This is a genomic window from Antarctobacter heliothermus, from assembly GCF_002237555.1.
In the GTDB taxonomy this organism is placed as follows: domain Bacteria; phylum Pseudomonadota; class Alphaproteobacteria; order Rhodobacterales; family Rhodobacteraceae; genus Antarctobacter; species Antarctobacter heliothermus_B.
The window spans coordinates 1,125,987-1,143,197 of sequence record NZ_CP022540.1; the positions used below are offsets into that span (position 1 = coordinate 1,125,987).

The 17,211-nt window shown below is 58.8% G+C and carries 14 protein-coding genes; 11 read left to right on the plus strand and 3 right to left on the minus strand.

What is annotated here, in order from left to right:
* The first annotated feature begins 281 nt into the window (after window positions 1-281).
* Window positions 282-467, plus strand: a complete 186-nt coding sequence (locus ANTHELSMS3_RS05375) for a hypothetical protein (RefSeq protein ID WP_094033982.1) — start codon at window positions 282-284, stop codon at window positions 465-467.
* Between the two features lie 90 nt (window positions 468-557).
* Here ANTHELSMS3_RS05375 and ubiB read toward each other — a convergent pair whose 3' ends face one another.
* Together ubiB and ubiE are read right to left on the minus strand one after the other, a co-directional pair.
* Window positions 558-2,090 (minus strand): 2-polyprenylphenol 6-hydroxylase, encoded by a 1,533-nt coding sequence (gene ubiB, locus ANTHELSMS3_RS05380; protein WP_157733400.1) that lies wholly within the window; start codon window positions 2,088-2,090, stop codon window positions 558-560.
* Between the two features lies 1 nt (window position 2,091).
* A complete protein-coding gene (ubiE, locus tag ANTHELSMS3_RS05385) occupies window positions 2,092-2,844 on the minus strand; it encodes a bifunctional demethylmenaquinone methyltransferase/2-methoxy-6-polyprenyl-1,4-benzoquinol methylase UbiE (protein WP_094033983.1) in 753 nt (250 codons plus the stop codon).
* A 76-nt stretch (window positions 2,845-2,920) separates the two neighbouring features.
* On the opposite strand from ubiE, the gene mutM reads away from it, so the two are divergent.
* From mutM to gyrB, 8 genes are all read left to right on the plus strand, one after another.
* Window positions 2,921-3,772, plus strand: coding sequence for a bifunctional DNA-formamidopyrimidine glycosylase/DNA-(apurinic or apyrimidinic site) lyase (mutM, locus tag ANTHELSMS3_RS05390; protein WP_094033984.1), 852 nt, complete (start codon window positions 2,921-2,923; stop codon window positions 3,770-3,772).
* A gap of 64 nt (window positions 3,773-3,836) precedes the next feature.
* Window positions 3,837-4,613: an enoyl-CoA hydratase gene (locus ANTHELSMS3_RS05395; RefSeq protein ID WP_094033985.1), complete on the plus strand. Its 777-nt coding sequence runs from the start codon at window positions 3,837-3,839 to the stop codon at window positions 4,611-4,613.
* Window positions 4,614-4,867: 254 nt separating this feature from the next.
* The gene (gene rpsT, locus ANTHELSMS3_RS05400; RefSeq protein ID WP_094033986.1) at window positions 4,868-5,131 is read left to right on the plus strand and encodes a 30S ribosomal protein S20; all 264 of its coding nucleotides are present in this window, start codon (window positions 4,868-4,870) and stop codon (window positions 5,129-5,131) included.
* A 485-nt stretch (window positions 5,132-5,616) separates the two neighbouring features.
* Window positions 5,617-6,975, plus strand: a complete 1,359-nt coding sequence (dnaA, locus tag ANTHELSMS3_RS05405; RefSeq protein WP_094033987.1) for a chromosomal replication initiator protein DnaA — start codon at window positions 5,617-5,619, stop codon at window positions 6,973-6,975.
* Window positions 6,976-7,130: 155 nt separating this feature from the next.
* Window positions 7,131-8,249: a DNA polymerase III subunit beta gene (dnaN, locus tag ANTHELSMS3_RS05410; RefSeq protein ID WP_094033988.1), complete on the plus strand. Its 1,119-nt coding sequence runs from the start codon at window positions 7,131-7,133 to the stop codon at window positions 8,247-8,249.
* A gap of 37 nt (window positions 8,250-8,286) precedes the next feature.
* Window positions 8,287-9,390, plus strand: a complete 1,104-nt coding sequence (gene recF, locus ANTHELSMS3_RS05415; RefSeq protein ID WP_094033989.1) for a DNA replication/repair protein RecF — start codon at window positions 8,287-8,289, stop codon at window positions 9,388-9,390.
* Window positions 9,383-9,904, plus strand: a complete 522-nt coding sequence (locus ANTHELSMS3_RS05420; protein WP_157733401.1) for a GNAT family N-acetyltransferase — start codon at window positions 9,383-9,385, stop codon at window positions 9,902-9,904. Before recF ends, ANTHELSMS3_RS05420 begins: the two co-directional genes overlap by 8 nt.
* 112 nt (window positions 9,905-10,016) lie before the next feature.
* Entirely contained in the window at window positions 10,017-12,434 is a 2,418-nt protein-coding gene (gene gyrB, locus ANTHELSMS3_RS05425; protein WP_094033991.1) for a DNA topoisomerase (ATP-hydrolyzing) subunit B, read from the plus strand.
* 342 nt (window positions 12,435-12,776) lie between these two features.
* Here the strand turns inward: gyrB and ANTHELSMS3_RS05430 are convergent, their stop codons facing one another.
* Window positions 12,777-13,724, minus strand: coding sequence for an SDR family oxidoreductase (locus tag ANTHELSMS3_RS05430; protein WP_094033992.1), 948 nt, complete (start codon window positions 13,722-13,724; stop codon window positions 12,777-12,779).
* A gap of 170 nt (window positions 13,725-13,894) precedes the next feature.
* Between ANTHELSMS3_RS05430 and ANTHELSMS3_RS05435 the strand changes: the two genes are divergently transcribed.
* Together ANTHELSMS3_RS05435 and ANTHELSMS3_RS05440 are read left to right on the plus strand one after the other, a co-directional pair.
* Window positions 13,895-14,788: an AraC family transcriptional regulator gene (locus ANTHELSMS3_RS05435; protein ID WP_094033993.1), complete on the plus strand. Its 894-nt coding sequence runs from the start codon at window positions 13,895-13,897 to the stop codon at window positions 14,786-14,788.
* Window positions 14,789-14,940: 152 nt separating this feature from the next.
* Complete coding sequence (locus tag ANTHELSMS3_RS05440) at window positions 14,941-17,142, plus strand: NADP-dependent isocitrate dehydrogenase (protein ID WP_094033994.1); 2,202 nt, start codon at window positions 14,941-14,943, stop codon at window positions 17,140-17,142.
* Window positions 17,143-17,211: the final 69 nt, after the last annotated feature.

Consider the following 17,211-nt stretch of genomic DNA (forward strand, 5'->3'; position numbering starts at 1 on the left):
AGATGTTGTTGGTAAGGGCAAACTGTAAAATCAGTGTGCCTTTTCCTATCTTTCTGAATCTAAATACTTATCTTGTATTCTGAATCAAGAAATCTACCGAACATTACCGTAGGGAAATCAGCAACGGGCATGTTTGTTGCCGATTTGACGCGCATTTACGCAAGTGCAGCAAGGATTTGGTCGCTTGCCTGCAATTGTCATTTGAACGCGAAACGGTTTGTGTGTACGTTCAGAGCTGTCGGGCGCGCTGCGTCCAAGCTTGCACAGTTTTGGAGAACAACATGAAAAAGCTTTCGATCATTGCTGCCGCCGCAGCGATCGCAGCTGCAGCAGCCGCTCCCGTGGCCGCTCAGGAAAACACTCAAGATCCGTTCGTGTCGACCGCAGATACGGAACTCACCGCACTTGCCGTCCTCGGCGGTATCGCTGTGATCATCGCGATCGCAGCAGGCAGCGGCACCGACTGATATTCGGTCCAAGAATTCATGAAAACGGCGGCTCATTGAGCCGCCGTTTTTCTTTGGTCAAAACCGTGATCAGGTTGGCATGCTTCAGGATCAACCAGCCATCAACACCAACAGCATTACTACGGCACCCAGACAGCTTCCCAGCGCGGTCCACGCTATGCGGGCGGGCCACGGACTTGGAGATTCTGCTGTTTCCGGTTGGGATTGCCGTATCAGTGCCGCCTCGACGAGTTTTGGCAATCTGGGACCAAACCGCGCCATCACCACAGCCGTCTTCCACAGGTCTTGCGCGACCGCCTTTGGGCCAATGGACTCCTTGATGTAGGCTTCGACCACGGGATGCGCGACTTTCCAGATGTTCATGCGTGGGTCCAGTGAACGCGCTACCCCCTCGACCACTACCATGGTGCGTTGCAGCAAAATCAATTCGGTCCGCGTCTCCATGCCAAAGCGTTCGGTCACTTCGAACAAATAGGCCAGCAGTTTGCCCATCGAAATCCGCGTGGCATCCATCCCAAAGATCGGCTCTCCCACAGCGCGCAAGGCGCGGGCAAATTCATCGACATCGCGATCCGCAGGGACATACCCGGCCTCGAAATGTACCTCTGCCACGCGTTTGTAGTCCCGCTGGATAAAACCAAACAGAATCTCGGCGTAGACCCGACGGGTGTATTCGTCGATATGGCCCATGATGCCAAAGTCATAGGCGACGATATCGCCATTAGCCGCGACCTTCAGGTTGCCCTGATGCATGTCGGCGTGGAAAAACCCGTCGCGCAGCGCGTGGTTGAGGAACAGTTGCAGCACGCGTTCTGACAGGTTGACCCGGTTGTGACCCGCCGCGTCCAGCGCGTCGTTGTCGCCCAGCGCCACGCCCTCGACCCAGCCCATCGTCATCACCCGACGACCAGACCATGGCCACTTGACCGCAGGCAGTGCGAATCCTGCATCATCAGCAGTGTTGGCAGCAAACTCGCTGGCAGCCGCAGATTCCAGTCGGAGATCCAATTCCCCTGACACAACGCCTTCGAAATGCGCGATCACTTCCTTGGGATGCAAACGACGGGATGCGGGCGACAGGTGTTCAATCATCCAAGCGGCAAAATAAAACGCGTCGATATCTTTCTGAAAGGCGCGCTCGACGCCCGGACGCAATACCTTGACGGCAACGGTTTCACCACTGTCATGCAGCACCGCCTTGTGGACTTGGGCAATGGAGGCTGCGGCCACGGGTTCACTGAAATAGGAAAAAACGTCATCTACCGGGACGCCGAGTTCCTCGGTAACTTGTCGTTTGGCCTCGTGGATGGGGAAGGGCGGCAGCTTGTCCTGCAAAACGCGCAATTCCTGCGCCATGTCATCGCCGACCACGTCAGGCCGAGTCGACAGGATCTGGCCAAACTTGATGTAGGCCGGTCCCAGCGCCGTCAGCGCCCGAACCACCGGCGGCATTGCCGGATCGCCCTCATCCCCGAGCCAGCGGAACGGGCGGCCCAGAACGCGCGCGGCAATCCGCAGCGGCGCAGGGGCCTCTAGCGCGTCCAGCACGGCGCGCATGGCGCCGGTGCGTTCCAGTGTAGCGCCTGTCCGGATCAGCCGCCAGATGTTGTGCGGTCCGCGCATCTCAGAGCTTCCAGCCAGAGTGCAGACAGGCCACACCCATGGTCAGGTTGCGGTACTTGGCGTTCTCGAACCCCGCCTGCTGCACCATGTCCAGAAACGTCTCCTGATCTGGAAATTTTCGAATAGATTCAACGAGGTATTGATAGCTGTCTCGGTCCTGCGCGATCACTTGTCCCAGCCGGGGGATGATGGTGAAGGAATACAGGTCATAGACCTTTTGCATCAGATCGTTGGGAATCTGGCTGAACTCCAGCACCATCAGCCGTCCGCCGGGCCGGAGCACGCGAAACGCCTCATTCAGCGCCTCTTGCGGGCGGGTCACGTTCCGGATGCCAAAGGAGATTGTGTAGACGTCAAAGGTGCTATCGGGAAACGGCAGCGCCATCGCATCGCCCACAACCCAGTTCAGCTGGTCTCCCATTGCATCCGCCTCGGCTCGCTTGCGGCCCTCGACCAGCATTGGTTCGGTCAGGTCCAGCACGGTGGCATGGCCGTGGCCTGCGCGTTTGAGAAACCGGAAAGAGATGTCGCCGGTGCCGCCGGCCACATCCAGCAGGCGCTGGCCGGGACGCGGCGCAAGCCAGTCCATCATCGCATCTTTCCAAATACGGTGAATGCCAAGGGACATCGCGTCGTTCATCACGTCGTACTTGGACGCGACCGAGCTAAAGACCCCCTGCACGCGACCGGCCTTTTCGCCTTCCGGTACCTCGGTAAAGCCAAAATGCGTTGTTTTTCCGCTGTCTTCGCTCATGGGTCTTGCTGTCCTGTTGTGTCCCGCTTTCTTATAGGGTGCCGCCGGGGTGATACAATGTGAAGGACGCCACACGATGCCCGAATTGCCCGAAGTCGAGACAGTCCGTCGCGGGCTGGCCCCCGTGATGGAGGGGCAAGAGATCGCGCGCGCGCTGGTCAACCGCCCTGATCTGCGCTGGCCGTTCCCCGATCGCATGGCCGAACGGCTGACCGGCGCGCGGGTCAACCGGCTATGGCGGCGGTCGAAATACATCCTTGCTGACCTGTCGACCGGAGAGTCGTTGCTGATCCACCTTGGCATGTCCGGTCGGATGCTGGTGTCCGGCGATCCGCTTGGCCGGTTTGTGCATGAACACGCGGCGCCACAAAAGCATGACCATGTGGTGTTGGACATGGGGCAGGGCGCGCGGATCACCTTCAATGATCCGCGCCGGTTCGGCGCGATGGACCTATTGACCACCGAGGCGGCAGACCGCCATCCGCTGTTGGCGGTTCTTGGGCCGGAACCTTTGGGCAACGAATTCAGCGAATCTTACCTGATTGCCGCGCTAAAGGGGCGTAAAACGCCCATCAAATCGGCACTTCTAGATCAAAAAAACATCGCCGGTTTGGGCAATATCTATGTCTGCGAGGCTTTGTTTCGCACCGGCATTCATCCCGCACGCAAGGTCAACCAGATCTCTGAGGTGCGTCTTGCGGGACTTGTTCCGGTGGTCCGGGAGGTGTTGCAAGACGCTATTGCGGCAGGCGGATCGTCGCTCCGGGATTTCCGCCAAGCCGATGGAGAACTTGGATATTTCCAGCACAGCTTTGACGTCTACGGGCGTGAAGGACAGCCCTGCCGATCCGAGGGCTGCACCGATACGGTCAGGCGCATTGTGCAATCGGGGCGATCTTCCTTCTATTGCCCAACCTGTCAAAGATAGCTTGAACCATGTGACTGAAATGCTAAGGCTTGGCCCCTGACGGAACCGGACGGAGCCCCAGACCATGGCCTATGAGACGATCATCGTCGAAGTAGAAGACCACGTCGCCACCATCAAACTGAACCGCCCCGACGCCATGAATGCGCTGAACTCTCACCTGTTGGGAGAGTTGTCAGACGCGCTGGCCGATGCGGATCAGAACGACAAGGTGCGCTGCGTTATCATCACCGGCTCACCCAAGGCTTTTGCCGCGGGTGCCGACATCAAGGAAATGTCGGAGAAAAGCTATGTAGAGATGTTCCTTTCGGACTTCTTCGGACGCGAAGGCAATGCCATCACCTCGACCAGAAAGCCGATCATCGCGGCCGTGTCGGGGTATGCGCTGGGCGGCGGCTGTGAACTTGCGATGATGTGCGATTTCATCATCGCCGGTGACAACGCGAAATTCGGTCAACCCGAGATCAACTTGGGTGTCATGCCCGGCTTGGGCGGGACACAGCGCCTGACCCGCTTTGTTGGAAAATCCAAGGCCATGGACATGAACCTGACCGGGCGTTTCATGGACGCCGAAGAGGCCGAGCGTGCAGGGCTTGTCAGCCGTGTCGTGCCAGCAAAGAAGTTAATGGAAGAGGCACGTTCTGCCGCGGAGAAGGTGGCGGAGAAATCCTTGATTTCGACCATTGCCTGCAAGGAAGCGGTAAACCGCGCCTATGAAACGACGCTGGCAGAGGGGCTGTTGTACGAACGCCGCCTGTTCCACGCGCTGTTTGCGACCGAAGACCAAAAAGAAGGCATGGCCGCCTTTTCGGAAAAGCGCACCGCCCAGTTCCGCGATCGCTAAAGAAATTCCGTACAGCGCATGCGCGGATTGTGCTTGCGCTGTGCATGTCCTGTGCGTCGGCCTTTTGGGGGTGCGCGGGGCGACGGGCAGAAAAGCCTTGCCCGCCCCGGGGTGCTCTACTATAGACGCCCGTCATACATGCGCGTGATGCCCGCTTGGCAAGAATCGGTTCAGCACGGGATGCTGAATCTGTCGGCGGCTTGCGCTTTGAAAAACGAATATCGTCGACAGACAGAAAAACAGGACCGATCATCATGGCCAATTCGCCCCAGGCAAAGAAACGCGCCCGCCAGAACGAGAAACGCTATGCCGTGAACAAGGCACGCCTTTCCCGTATCCGCACCTATCTGCGCAAAGTAGAAGAGGCGATTGCTTCGGGTGACAAGGAGGCGGCAACTGCTGCCTTGCGCGCCGCCCAGCCAGAACTGATGCGCGGTGTTACCAAAGGCATTTTCCACAAGAATACCGCGTCGCGCAAGATGTCGCGCCTGGCTGCACGAGTCAAAGCGGTCAGCTAAGCTCGATCAATATCTAGTAGACTTTTGAAAGGACGCTACATTATGTGGCGTCCTTTTTGCATCTATAACCATTTGATCACAGTGGAGATTCTTTTTGGCCGAACTCCGAGTCAAGCTGTAGTTTCGGTTGCCGGGTCTTGGCGAAGGTTGCTAGTTTCACCAAGCGAGTCACCAATCGCAGGGGGGACAAGGCTGCCGGTTGTTATGCGCTGTTGGGGTGCAGGCAATCATGCTTGTTGAAGGGCCAGAAAGGCCATCGATGAGTCTCGGGGGAAACCCCGGCCGTGTCCATAGGATAGAAATAGCGGGCCGCAGTTCGGACGCGTCGGATGGGACTGATCCGGGGTGTTGTGCGGTCTATATCATGGGGTTCACTCCCCCACCTTTGCGTCTGTGCAGGGGGTGATATCGCTGTTCCTCCTGCAGGGTGTTCGCCGCCGAAGGTCAATCGGCGTGGGGACCGTGGAACGAGGACAAACTGGCAGATGACCAAAGACCAATGGGGGGCCTTGCAGGATCAGATCAGCAAGGCTGTCGGGCATAATAACTACAAGACATGGATCGAACCGCTGCGCTTTGTGGGGACAAGCGCGGACGGGATCGTCTCCTTGCAGGCACCTACGAACTTCTTCAGCAATTATGTCTCACAGAACTATGGGGACTTGTTGTTGCAGCATGTGTCGCGGGCGTCGCACGACGTGCGCAAGCTGGACATCAAGGTCGCATCGGCTTTGGCCGAAACCGAAGTTGCTGCGCCGCAACCGAAACCTGCGCGAGCGGCCCCGCCGTCCGGGCGGGATAATTTGCCGGGCGCGCCGCTTGACGGTCGGTTCACCTTTGACACCTTTGTGGTGGGCAAGCCGAACGAACTGGCCCATGCGGCGGCGAAACGCGTGGCCGAAGGTGGCCCTGTATCGTTCAATCCGCTGTTCCTCTATGGCGGCGTCGGACTTGGTAAGACGCACCTGATGCACGCGATTGCCTGGGAACTCACCCAGCGCAATCCGCATCTGGCGGTGCTGTATCTGTCGGCGGAACAGTTCATGTACCGCTTTGTGCAGGCGCTGCGCGAACGCAAGATGATGGATTTCAAAGAAATGTTCCGCTCTGTCGATGTGCTGATGGTCGATGACGTGCAGTTCATCGCCGGCAAGGACAGCACGCAGGAAGAATTCTTTCACACCTTCAACGCGCTGGTGGATCAGAACAAGCAGATTATCATCTCGGCCGACCGTGCGCCGGATGAGATCAAAGATCTGGAAAACCGCATCCGCAGTCGCCTGCAATCGGGTTTGGTCGTCGATCTGCACCCGACCGACTATGAACTGCGCCTAGGGATCTTGCAGACCAAGGTCGAAGGCTATCGCGCCATGCATCCCGATCTGCACATCGACGACGGAGTGCTGGAATTCCTTGCGCACCGGATCAGCACCAATGTCCGTGTTCTCGAAGGAGCGCTGACACGTCTGTTTGCTTTTGCCTCGCTGGTTGGCAAGCCGATCAACATGGATCTGGTGCAGGACAGCCTTGCGGATGTGCTGCGTGCCTCGGAACGCAAGGTTTCTATAGATGAGATCCAGCGCAAGGTTGCCGAGCATTATAACATCCGTCTGTCGGACATGATCGGGCCGAAGCGGGTGCGCAACTTTGCCCGGCCTCGACAGGTGGCGATGTATCTGTGCAAACAGCTGACTTCGCGTTCTTTGCCAGAGATCGGGCGGCGCTTTGGTGGGCGCGACCACACCACTGTCATGCACGGGGTACGGCGGATCGAGGAACTGCGCCAGCAAGACGGGCAGATCGACGAGGACGTCGAAATGCTGCGCCGGGCGCTTGAAGCCTGATCAGAGTTGTGGGAAATATGTGGCGCGCCGGGTCTGGTGCGCCGCAACGCCTTGACGCCTAGACAAAAGAGCAACACAAATCCGTAAAACCGGCTTGGAGTGCTGGCCAGCGCAGGCTAGGCTGCGCGTCCCGGCAGTGCGGAGAGGGTAGGGCGATGAAATTCAGCATGGAACGGGCGGCGCTTTTGCGCGCAGTCGCGCAAGCGCAATCAGTGGTCGAGAGGCGCAACACCATCCCGATTCTCGCCAACGTGCTGATCGAGGCCGGGGGTGAGAGCGTCAGCTTTCGTGCTACCGATCTGGACATTGAGGTTCTGGACCGCGCCGTGGCGCAGGTCGAAAAGGCGGGCGGCACCACTGTCTCCGCCGTGACCCTGCATGAGATCGTGCGAAAGTTGCCGGACGGGGCGCTGGTGACGTTGGCTGCGGATCCCGGATCGGGCCGTTTGTCAGTGTCGGCGGGCCGGTCGCATTTCTCTTTGGCGACGCTGCCGAAAGAAGACTTCCCGGTCATGGCGACCTCGGAATATGACTGCAACTTTTCCGCCAAGGCAGAGGTGCTGCGCCGCCTTTTCGACAAGTCGAAATTCGCCATCTCGACCGAAGAGACTCGCTATTACCTGAACGGCGTCTATATGCATATGGCCGACGGCGAAGACGGCAAGGTTCTGCGCTGTGTTGCCACCGACGGCCATAGATTGGCGCGGATCGACGCGCCGCTGCCGCAGGGCGCTGATGAGATGCCGGGCGTAATTGTCCCGCGCAAAACCGTTGGTGAGATGCGCAAGCTGCTGGATCAGGATGATATGGACATCGCGGTGTCAGTGTCCGAAACCAAGGTCCGCTTTGCCACTCCTGAAATTACCCTGACCTCCAAGGTCATCGATGGCACATTCCCTGATTACACCCGCGTTATCCCGCAGGGGAACACTCGCAAGCTGGAAGTCGACGCATCGGAATTTGCTAAGGCAGTGGACCGTGTGGCAACCGTATCCTCGGAACGTTCGCGCGCAGTCAAATTGCAACTTGACGAGGATCGTTTGATCCTGTCGGTCAACGCGCCGGATAGCGGGGCCGCCGAAGAGGAGCTGGCCGTCGCCTATGCCGATGAGCGGCTGGAAATTGGGTTCAATGCCAAATACCTGCTGGAAATCGCCAGCCAAGTGGACCGCGAAAACGCCGTTTTCCTGTTCAATTCCTCCGGCGATCCGACTCTGATGCGCGAAGGTGGTGACACCAGCGCGGTCTACGTCGTGATGCCGATGCGGGTATGAGGCTTGACGGTTTTTCGTCGAAAAACCGTCTCTTGCCATGTCGCTTGCCCTAACCCGCCTGAGTTTATCGCATTTCCGATCGCATCGACGGGCGGAAATTGCGGTTGATGTTCGACCCGTAGCGATCTACGGGCCCAATGGCGCGGGCAAGACCAACCTGATCGAAGCGGTTTCGCTGTTCTCTCCCGGGCGCGGGTTGCGGCGTGCTGCTGCAGCGGACATGGCGCGCCGCCCGCAAAGCCTTGGCTGGAAAATCACCGGTGGTCTGATCGGCCCGGAGGGGTTTCAAGAGATAACCTTTGCCTCCGAAGACGGGGCCGCGCGCAGCATCACGATTAACGACAAGAGCGCCAACCAGATTGCCCTAGGCCGCATTGCCCGCACCGTCTGGCTGATTCCGGCCATGGACCGGCTGTGGATCGAAGGGGCCGAGGGGCGACGGCGGTTTCTGGATCGTTTGACCCTGTCGTTTTTCCCCGACCATGCCCAGGCATCGCTGGACTATGAAAAGGCGATGCGGGAACGCAATCGCCTGCTCAAGGACAGTGTCCGCGACCCGCATTGGTATCAAGCGCTGGAAAAACAGATGGCGCGCAGCGGTGCCTTGTTGACCACGAACCGGCAAGAAACGCTTGACCGACTGAAAACCGCGCAGGCCGACGCAGAGACAGCCTTTCCTGTTGCCGATCTGGAGATGGTGCAATCCGAGGGCAGCTTGCCGCCCGCCGAGACCGATCTGCGCGAGGCGCTGGCCGAAAGCCGCTTTCGCGATATGGCGGCAGGACGCACGTTGGTCGGACCGCACAGAACTGACCTCTACGGCGTGTTCGCGGCCAAAGGAGTACCTGCGGCCGAATGTTCCACCGGAGAGCAGAAAGCCTTGCTGATCTCGCTGATCCTGTCCAACGCGCGGGCGCTTGCACAGGATTTCGGAGCGTCGCCGATCCTTTTGCTGGATGAGGTAGCGGCCCATCTGGACGCAACCCGGCGGGCCGCGTTGTACGGTGAGATTGTCGCGCTGGGCGCACAGGCATGGATGACCGGCACCGGATCAGAGCTGTTTGCCGAACTGGGCGAGCAGGCGCAGTATCTTGAAGTCACCGAAGAGGCAGGCGAGTCCCGCGTGCACATCCGTGATTGAGGTCATCGCCGAACCGCACCTGACGGCAGCGGATGAGGCGCGGATTGCCGAGATCCTTCGACAGAGTTTCCCGACGGATTACCAGGGCCGCAGTTTTTTCCAGCAACGCCCCCACATGCGCCTTGTCTGGCGCGAGGGCCGCGTGTTGTCGCACATGTCGCTGTTTCTCCGCGCAATCCGTGTTGGCGACCGTGTAGTGGACGTGATCGGTGTCGGTGACGTGGCAACGGCCGCAGAGGCGCGCGGGCGTGGCCATGCGACTGCTTTGCTGGACAGGTGCAAAACAGTAGCCAATTCCAGCCGCGCCAGATTCGTGATCCTATTCGGGGACCGGGCGTTGTACGATCGGGCGGGGTTTCTTCCGGCTGCCAACCCGTTTCGTCATTGTCAGATGGTTGGGGCCCGAACAGGCGATATTGTCGAAGGGGCCAGCCCGTTTCTGCGGGTCTTGCCGCTGATGGATGCCCCATGGCCAGAGGATGAGCAGGTCGATTTTCTGGGCCATCTCTTCTGAACGCGCAAAGGCGGGAATCGCCCGCGCGCGGGTTACCAAATATTGTGTCCGTCGCGTGACAATCCCCCGCTAAACCTCTATAGATTGGGCCAAAATAACAAAGGATCGCTCGATGTCCGACCAACCCGCGGCGCCGAATGAATACGGTGCCGATTCCATCAAAGTTCTCAAAGGCTTGGAGGCGGTGCGCAAACGTCCCGGCATGTACATCGGTGACACCGATGACGGCTCGGGTCTGCATCATATGGTTTACGAGGTGGTGGACAACGGCATCGATGAAGCGTTGGCCAAACACGCCGACTATGTCCATGTGAAAATCCACGCCGACAGCAGTGTCTCGGTGCGCGACAACGGTCGCGGAATTCCGGTCGACATCCACACGGAAGAAGGCGTTTCAGCGGCAGAGGTCATCATGACCCAGCTGCACGCGGGCGGCAAATTTGACCAGAACTCCTACAAGGTCTCTGGCGGTTTGCACGGGGTCGGCGTTTCGGTTGTAAATGCGCTGTCGGTCTGGCTGGAACTGCGCGTCTGGCGGAATGGCAAAGAGCATTTTGCCAAGTTCGAACATGGCGAAACAACGGAACACCTGCGTGTTGTTGGAGACTCGCATGGCGATACCGGGACAGAAGTGCGCTTTCTCGCCTCAACCGGCACGTTTTCCAACCTCGACTACCAGTTCGAGACTTTGGAAAAACGGCTGCGCGAACTGGCGTTCCTCAACAGCGGCGTGCGCATCATCCTAGAGGACGAACGCCCCGCCGAGCCACTGAAATCAGAGTTGCACTATGACGGTGGCGTTCGGGAGTTTGTCAAATACCTCGACCGCTCCAAGCAGGCCGTTATGGATGATCCGATCTACATGGAGGGCGAAAAGGACGGCATCGGGGTTGAGGTCGCCATGTGGTGGAACGACAGCTACCATGAAAACGTCCTGCCCTTTACCAACAACATCCCCCAGCGGGATGGCGGCACGCATTTGGCGGGTTTTCGGGGGGCGCTGACCCGGACCATCCAAAAATATGCGCAGGAATCCGGCATCGCCAAGCGTGAGAAGGTCAATTTTACTGGCGATGACGCCCGCGAAGGTCTGACCGCTGTCCTGTCGGTCAAGGTGCCGGACCCCAAGTTCAGCAGCCAGACTAAGGATAAGCTGGTCAGTTCCGAGGTGCGCCCCGCGGTTGAGGGGCTTATGAACGAAAAACTGTCCGAATGGTTCGAGGAGAACCCCGGACAGGCCAAAGGTATTGTCGGTAAAATCGTCGAGGCTGCATTGGCCCGTGAGGCAGCGCGCAAGGCGCGCGAACTGACCCGGCGCAAGACGGCGATGGACGTCAGTTTCAACGCGGCCAAGCTGAAGGATTGTTCTGAAAAAGACCCGTCTTTGACCGAGCTCTTTCTGGTCGAGGGTGACTCTGCCGGGGGCTCTGCCCAAACTGGCCGGGATCGGCGCACGCAGGCTATTCTGCCTCTGCGAGGCAAGATCCTGAACGTGGAACGCGCGCGGTTCGACCGGATGCTGGGGTCACAGGAGATCGGCAACCTTGTAATGGCACTGGGTACCGGGATCGGTCGGGATGAGTTCAACATCTCGAAGATCCGCTATCACAAGATCATCATCATGACCGATGCGGACGTGGACGGGGCGCACATCCGGACGCTGCTGCTGACCTTCTTCTATCGGCAGATGCCGGCGCTGATCGAACACGGCTATCTGTATATCGCCCAGCCGCCGCTCTATAAGGTCGCGCGCGGCAAGTCTGAGGTCTATCTCAAGGATCAGACCGCGCTGGATGACTATCTGGTGCAGCAAGGGATCGACGGCGCGCAACTGAACCTTGGTTCGGGTGAGGTGATTGTCGGACAGGATCTGGTGCGCGTGGTGGAAGAGGCGCGCTCACTCCGGCGGGTTCTGGATGCCTTTCCGACGCATTATCCGCGGCATATTCTGGAACAGGCAGCCATTGCTGGGGCCTTTGTGCCCGGCGCTGTGGATGCTGATTTGCAGGGTGTGGCAGACAAGGTGGCGGCGCGGTTGGACCTGATCGCGCTGGAATACGAACGCGGCTGGACGGGTCGAATCACCCAGGACAAGGGCGTTCGTCTGGCGCGAATCCTGCGCGGAGTCGAAGAGGTACGCACGCTGGACGGACCGATGTTGCGTTCGGGTGAGGCGCGCCGCACCGGGTCGTTTACCGAGAGCCTTCAGCACGTTTACGGTGCGCCCTCTTCGCTCGAGAGGAAAGACCGTCGGCAATTGATCCACGGGCCTCTGGACCTGCTGAAGGCAATCCTGGAAGAAGGCGAAAAGGGTCTTTCGCTTCAGCGTTACAAAGGCTTGGGTGAAATGAACCCGAGCCAGTTGTGGGAAACCACGCTGGACCCAGACGCGCGAACGCTGTTGCAAGTGACAATTGACGACATGGCCGGGGCGGACGATTTGTTTACCAAGCTCATGGGAGACGTGGTGGAACCCCGGCGCGAGTTCATTCAGCAAAATGCGCTGGCCGTGGAAAACCTCGACTTCTGAGATGGTGTAGGCAAGCGAATAAAATTGCGTGGCGCGCATAAGTTTGCGCGTCAGGGGTCGCGATATACCAGTTCTGTCCCGGCATCTGGTAGCTCGGCTTTAGCAGGGATCTGTCTGGCTGGGACAGGAGCGGCACCGCATGACGGCATCGAAGTTCAGGGAGCCATAGAAGGCGTCTACCCTGACTTCCTGAAGCAGGGTAGCAAGGCATGCCGGTCGCGGAGATACGCGCCCTTTAGGGCTTAGACGCGTCCACGACCAACTTGCCATGGGCAAGAAACTGGGGACTATGACCGTGGTCGGCACGCATTCGCCCCATGAACAGGTATGCGACAGATGCAGTTAAAGGTTCCAGCTGAAACCCGTTGCCGTTTCTGACACATCCCACAGTTTTGACATGACAGATTTGTCATAGGCGTGAGGATTCAGCTTGCTCTTGCCGACCGGGCCGACGAACTCCATACGGCCAGTTGGGCCGTAAAGCGCGCGTTGTTCAAGATTGTCTTCAGTGGCGCACATGACTTCGGGGTACGCACCCTTTTCAGCGGTCTGAACCATGGGTGAGTTGGTCATCAACCACCAAGTAAATCGGGTCAAAAGGCCGCCGCTGGTGCTGATCAGCGACGTTGCTGAAGAACCGGGGTGACAGACGTATACATTCACCTTTCTTCCAGCGGACCTGACGCGATCCTGTAGTTCATAGGCAAACATCATCTGTGCCAGCTTGGATTGACTGTAGACCGGGTTGGCGCTGTAGTTTTTGTCCCAGTTCATGTCGTCGAACTGGATCGACCTAATACCCATGTTATAGCCAAGGCTGGCAACGACGACGATCCGGCCTTGCTGTTTCTCGATGCGATCAAACAGCAGTCCACACAGCAGAAAATGACCGCAATGGTTGGTACCAAGCTGACTTTCAAACCCGTCGACGGTCAGTTTCTGGGTTGGTACCTGCGCGATGGCTGCGTTGCAGAGCAGCGCGTCGATTTGCGGAACTGTTCTCAGGACCTCTGCGGCGGCTGTACGGACGCTGGCCAGATTGGCCAGATCCATTTGGACAAAGCTGACATTGGCCTGCGTGCCAAACTCTTTTTTCAGGTCTTTGACAGCGGCGGCGGACTTGTCGGCGCTGCGGTTCAACATCACAACTTTGGCACCCTTCGACAGTAGGATGCGGCAAGCCTGAAATCCGGCACCGGCGTTGCCCCCCGTGATGACAAAAGTCTTGCCCGCAAGTGAACGGAGGCGTTCGGGTGTCCAGCCGTTGAGTCCGAATGTCGTATCTGGCATCTTTTTTCTCCTTCGGTCCACTGGTCATCCGACCGCGTGGGGTGCGTGTTTGTCTTTAACCTGCAGATAAATCCCACGACCGATGACAAACAGGCGAAATCATCGCGAATATTTGCCTGATTGTATCAAGATGGTTGCCAGAGCAGAAAAGGAACGTTTAGATCTTTGGCATGAGCAAAGAACAGATCAAGCAGCTTATCGCATCCCGAACCAACGATGACGGCCTGACCGAAACTGGCATCAAGGGGGTGCGACTGTTTCGGGCGACCCAATCGATCCCATGTGTCCCGGCGGTCTATGAGCCCTGCATCGTGGCCATCGTGAGCGGGGCGAAAGAGGCTATTCTTGACGGCCACAGATATGTCTATGGCGACAGCCAATACCTGTGCTGCCCCATGTCTATGCCCGTCAAGGCGGGCACGCCTGATGCGTCGCCAGAGAACCCACTTTATGGCATGTTCATATCGCTGGACCCACGCGCAATGACCGAACTGGCGATGGAAATGGAAAACGCCGGTGCCATCTTGCCGGTGAACAAAGGCGACCTGCGCGCGCAAGGAATCCGACTCGTCAAGTGGGATGGGGATTTTACCGATGCGCTGCTAAGGCTACTCCACCTCGGAGCCAGTCAAACGGACACGGCGGTCCTTGGACCGGCGCGACTGCGCGAACTGTATTATACGATCTTAAAAGGCGAGGCGGGTATCTTTGCGCGACATGCCTTTGGCGCAGGCAATGCCATTGCACGGGCGATCACGCATATGTCGTCCCACTTGGATGAAGCGATCTCGATAGAAGAATTGGCGACCCGCGCGGGCATGAGCCGAGCGGTGTTTCACCGCAAGTTTAAGCAGGTCACGACGATGGCACCGATCCAGTTTGTAAAGTCGATGCGCCTGAACAATGCTGCGATGAAAATTGCCGAGGGTAAGACAGTTAACGAAGCGGCGTTGGAAGTGGGCTATGTCAGTCCGTCTCAATTCAGCAGAGAATTCAAACGAATGTACGGGCAGTCGCCGCGACAATGGAGCGAGGCCCAAAAGCTCCCGATAACTGTCGCTTAAGACGGTACTATCTGTCCCGTCTTGTCCGTAGTGCCAGGTGCGCGTGCTCACCTCCCAATGCGACACTGTATACATCTGCATACTGTGGACGTGACATCCCTCTTGGCATAAGGAGGGGCAAACCCGCCCCCATATTCAGAAAGGCCGGACACATGTCTGATTCGACTCCCGACATCATCTACACCAAGGTTGACGAAGCGCCGGAACTGGCGTCGGCCTCGCTTTTGCCGATCCTCCAAAAGTTCGCCACTGCCGCCGGGGTATCCATCGGCACCCGCGACATCAGCTTGGCTGGCCGCATCATCGCCACCTTCCCGGAGGCACTGACCGAAGCGCAGCGTCAATCGGACGATCTGGCCGCGCTGGGTGAGTTGGTCAAAACGCCCGGGGCAAACGTGATTAAGCTGCCAAACATCTCTGCCTCGGTCCCGCAGCTGGTGGCTGCCGTCAAGGAATTGCAATCGCAGGGCTATGCGTTGCCCGACTACCCCGAAGCACCCGCAACCGACGAAGAAAAGGCTGTGCGGGCCAAGTATGACACCCTCAAAGGGTCGGCAGTGAACCCGGTTTTGCGCGAAGGCAACTCTGACCGTCGCGCCGCCGGCGCGGTCAAGAAATTCGCCCAGGCCAATCCGCACCGCATGGGTGAGTGGACGGCCGACAGCAAGACGCGCGTCGCCTCGATGCCCGGCGATGATTTCTTTGCTAACGAAGTCTCGGCGACGCTGCCCAAGGCCGCGACCGCCAAGATCGTTCTGGAAACCGCGAACGGCGAAACCGTCCTGAAAGACGGCGTATCCTTCCCCGCGGGCACCGTAGTTGACGCCACATTCATGTCGGCATCGGTTCTCGACGAATTCCTGGCGCAGGAAATCGAAAAGGTGAAGGCCGACGGCACGCTGTTCTCGCTGCACCTGAAAGCAACCATGATGAAGGTCTCTGACCCGATCATCTTTGGCCACGCGGTCAAGGCATGGCTGGCGCCGGTGTTTGAAAAATTCGGCGATGAGATGAAGGCGCTGGGCGTGAACCCGAACTCGGGTCTGGGTGACCTGCTGAACCGGGTAAAGGACAACGCAGAGATCGTGGCCGCCATCGAAGAGGTTCGCGCCGCGCGTCCGCCGATGTATATGGTCGACAGCGACAAAGGCCTGACCAACCTGCATGTGCCGTCAGACGTGATCATCGACGCCTCGATGCCCGCGCTGATCCGCGCGGGCGGCAAGGGCTGGGGCCCGGATGGCAACGAAGGTGACACCACCTGCGTCATTCCCGACAACTGCTACGCGCCGGTCTATGATGAGGCGATTGAGTTCTTCAAAGCCAACGGCAAACTGAACCCGGCCACCGCCGGAACGGTTCAGAACCTTGGCTTGATGGCACAAAAGGCCGAGGAATACGGCAGCCACCCGACCACCTTCGAGATCCCCGAAAACGGCACAGTCAAGATGATCCTCGACGATGGTACTGTGCTGCATACGCACAAGGTCGAAGCAGGCGACATCTGGCGCTCGGCCTCGGCCCGCAAGGCACCGATCGAGGATTGGGTAAATCTGGCAATCGAACGGCAGAAAGCGACCGGCTATCGCTCGATCTTCTGGCTGGATGCAAACCGCGCGCACGATGCGCAGCTGATCGCCATGGTCAAGCCGATCCTTGAAGCCAAGGGCGTGGCCGACAAGTTCGAGATCATGGCCCCGCGTGAGGCAACGCGCGCGTCGTTGGAAACGATCACCAAGGGTGAGAACACCATCGCCATCACCGGCAACGTGCTGCGCGATTACCTGACCGACCTGTTCCCGATCCTCGAACTGGCGACGAGCGCCAAGATGCTGTCCATCGTCAAGCTGATGAACGGCGGCGGGTTGTTTGAAACTGGTGCGGGTGGTTCTGCCCCCAAGCACGTTCAGCAACTTGTCGAGGAAAACCACTTGCGCTGGGACAGCCTGGGTGAGTTCTGCGCACTCGGCGAAAGCTTCAAGTTCCTCGGTGACGCCAAGGGCAACGCCAAAGCGCGTATCTTGGGCGACGCGGTCGAGACGGCCACACAGGGTATCCTGGATCACGGCCACAGCCCCAGCCGCAAGGTGGGACAGCCGGACAACCGCGACAGCCACTACTGGTTCGCCCGCTACTGGGCTGACGCGCTTGCCGCGCAGACGGACGATGCGGAACTGGCGGCGCATTTCGCACCCATTGCCAAGGCGCTGGCCGACGGCGAGGCGGCGATTGTCAGCGAACTGGCCGCTGCGCAGGGTAAGCCCGCCGATCTGGGTGGCTACTATCACGGCGACGCGGCCAAGACCGCTGCTGTGATGCGCCCCTCAGCGACGCTGAACGCGATCATCGGCTAAGCCCGACCTCTAACGAAAAGAAAAAGCCCGCCGGGGAAACTCGGCGGGCTTTTTTGTTCGCATGGAACC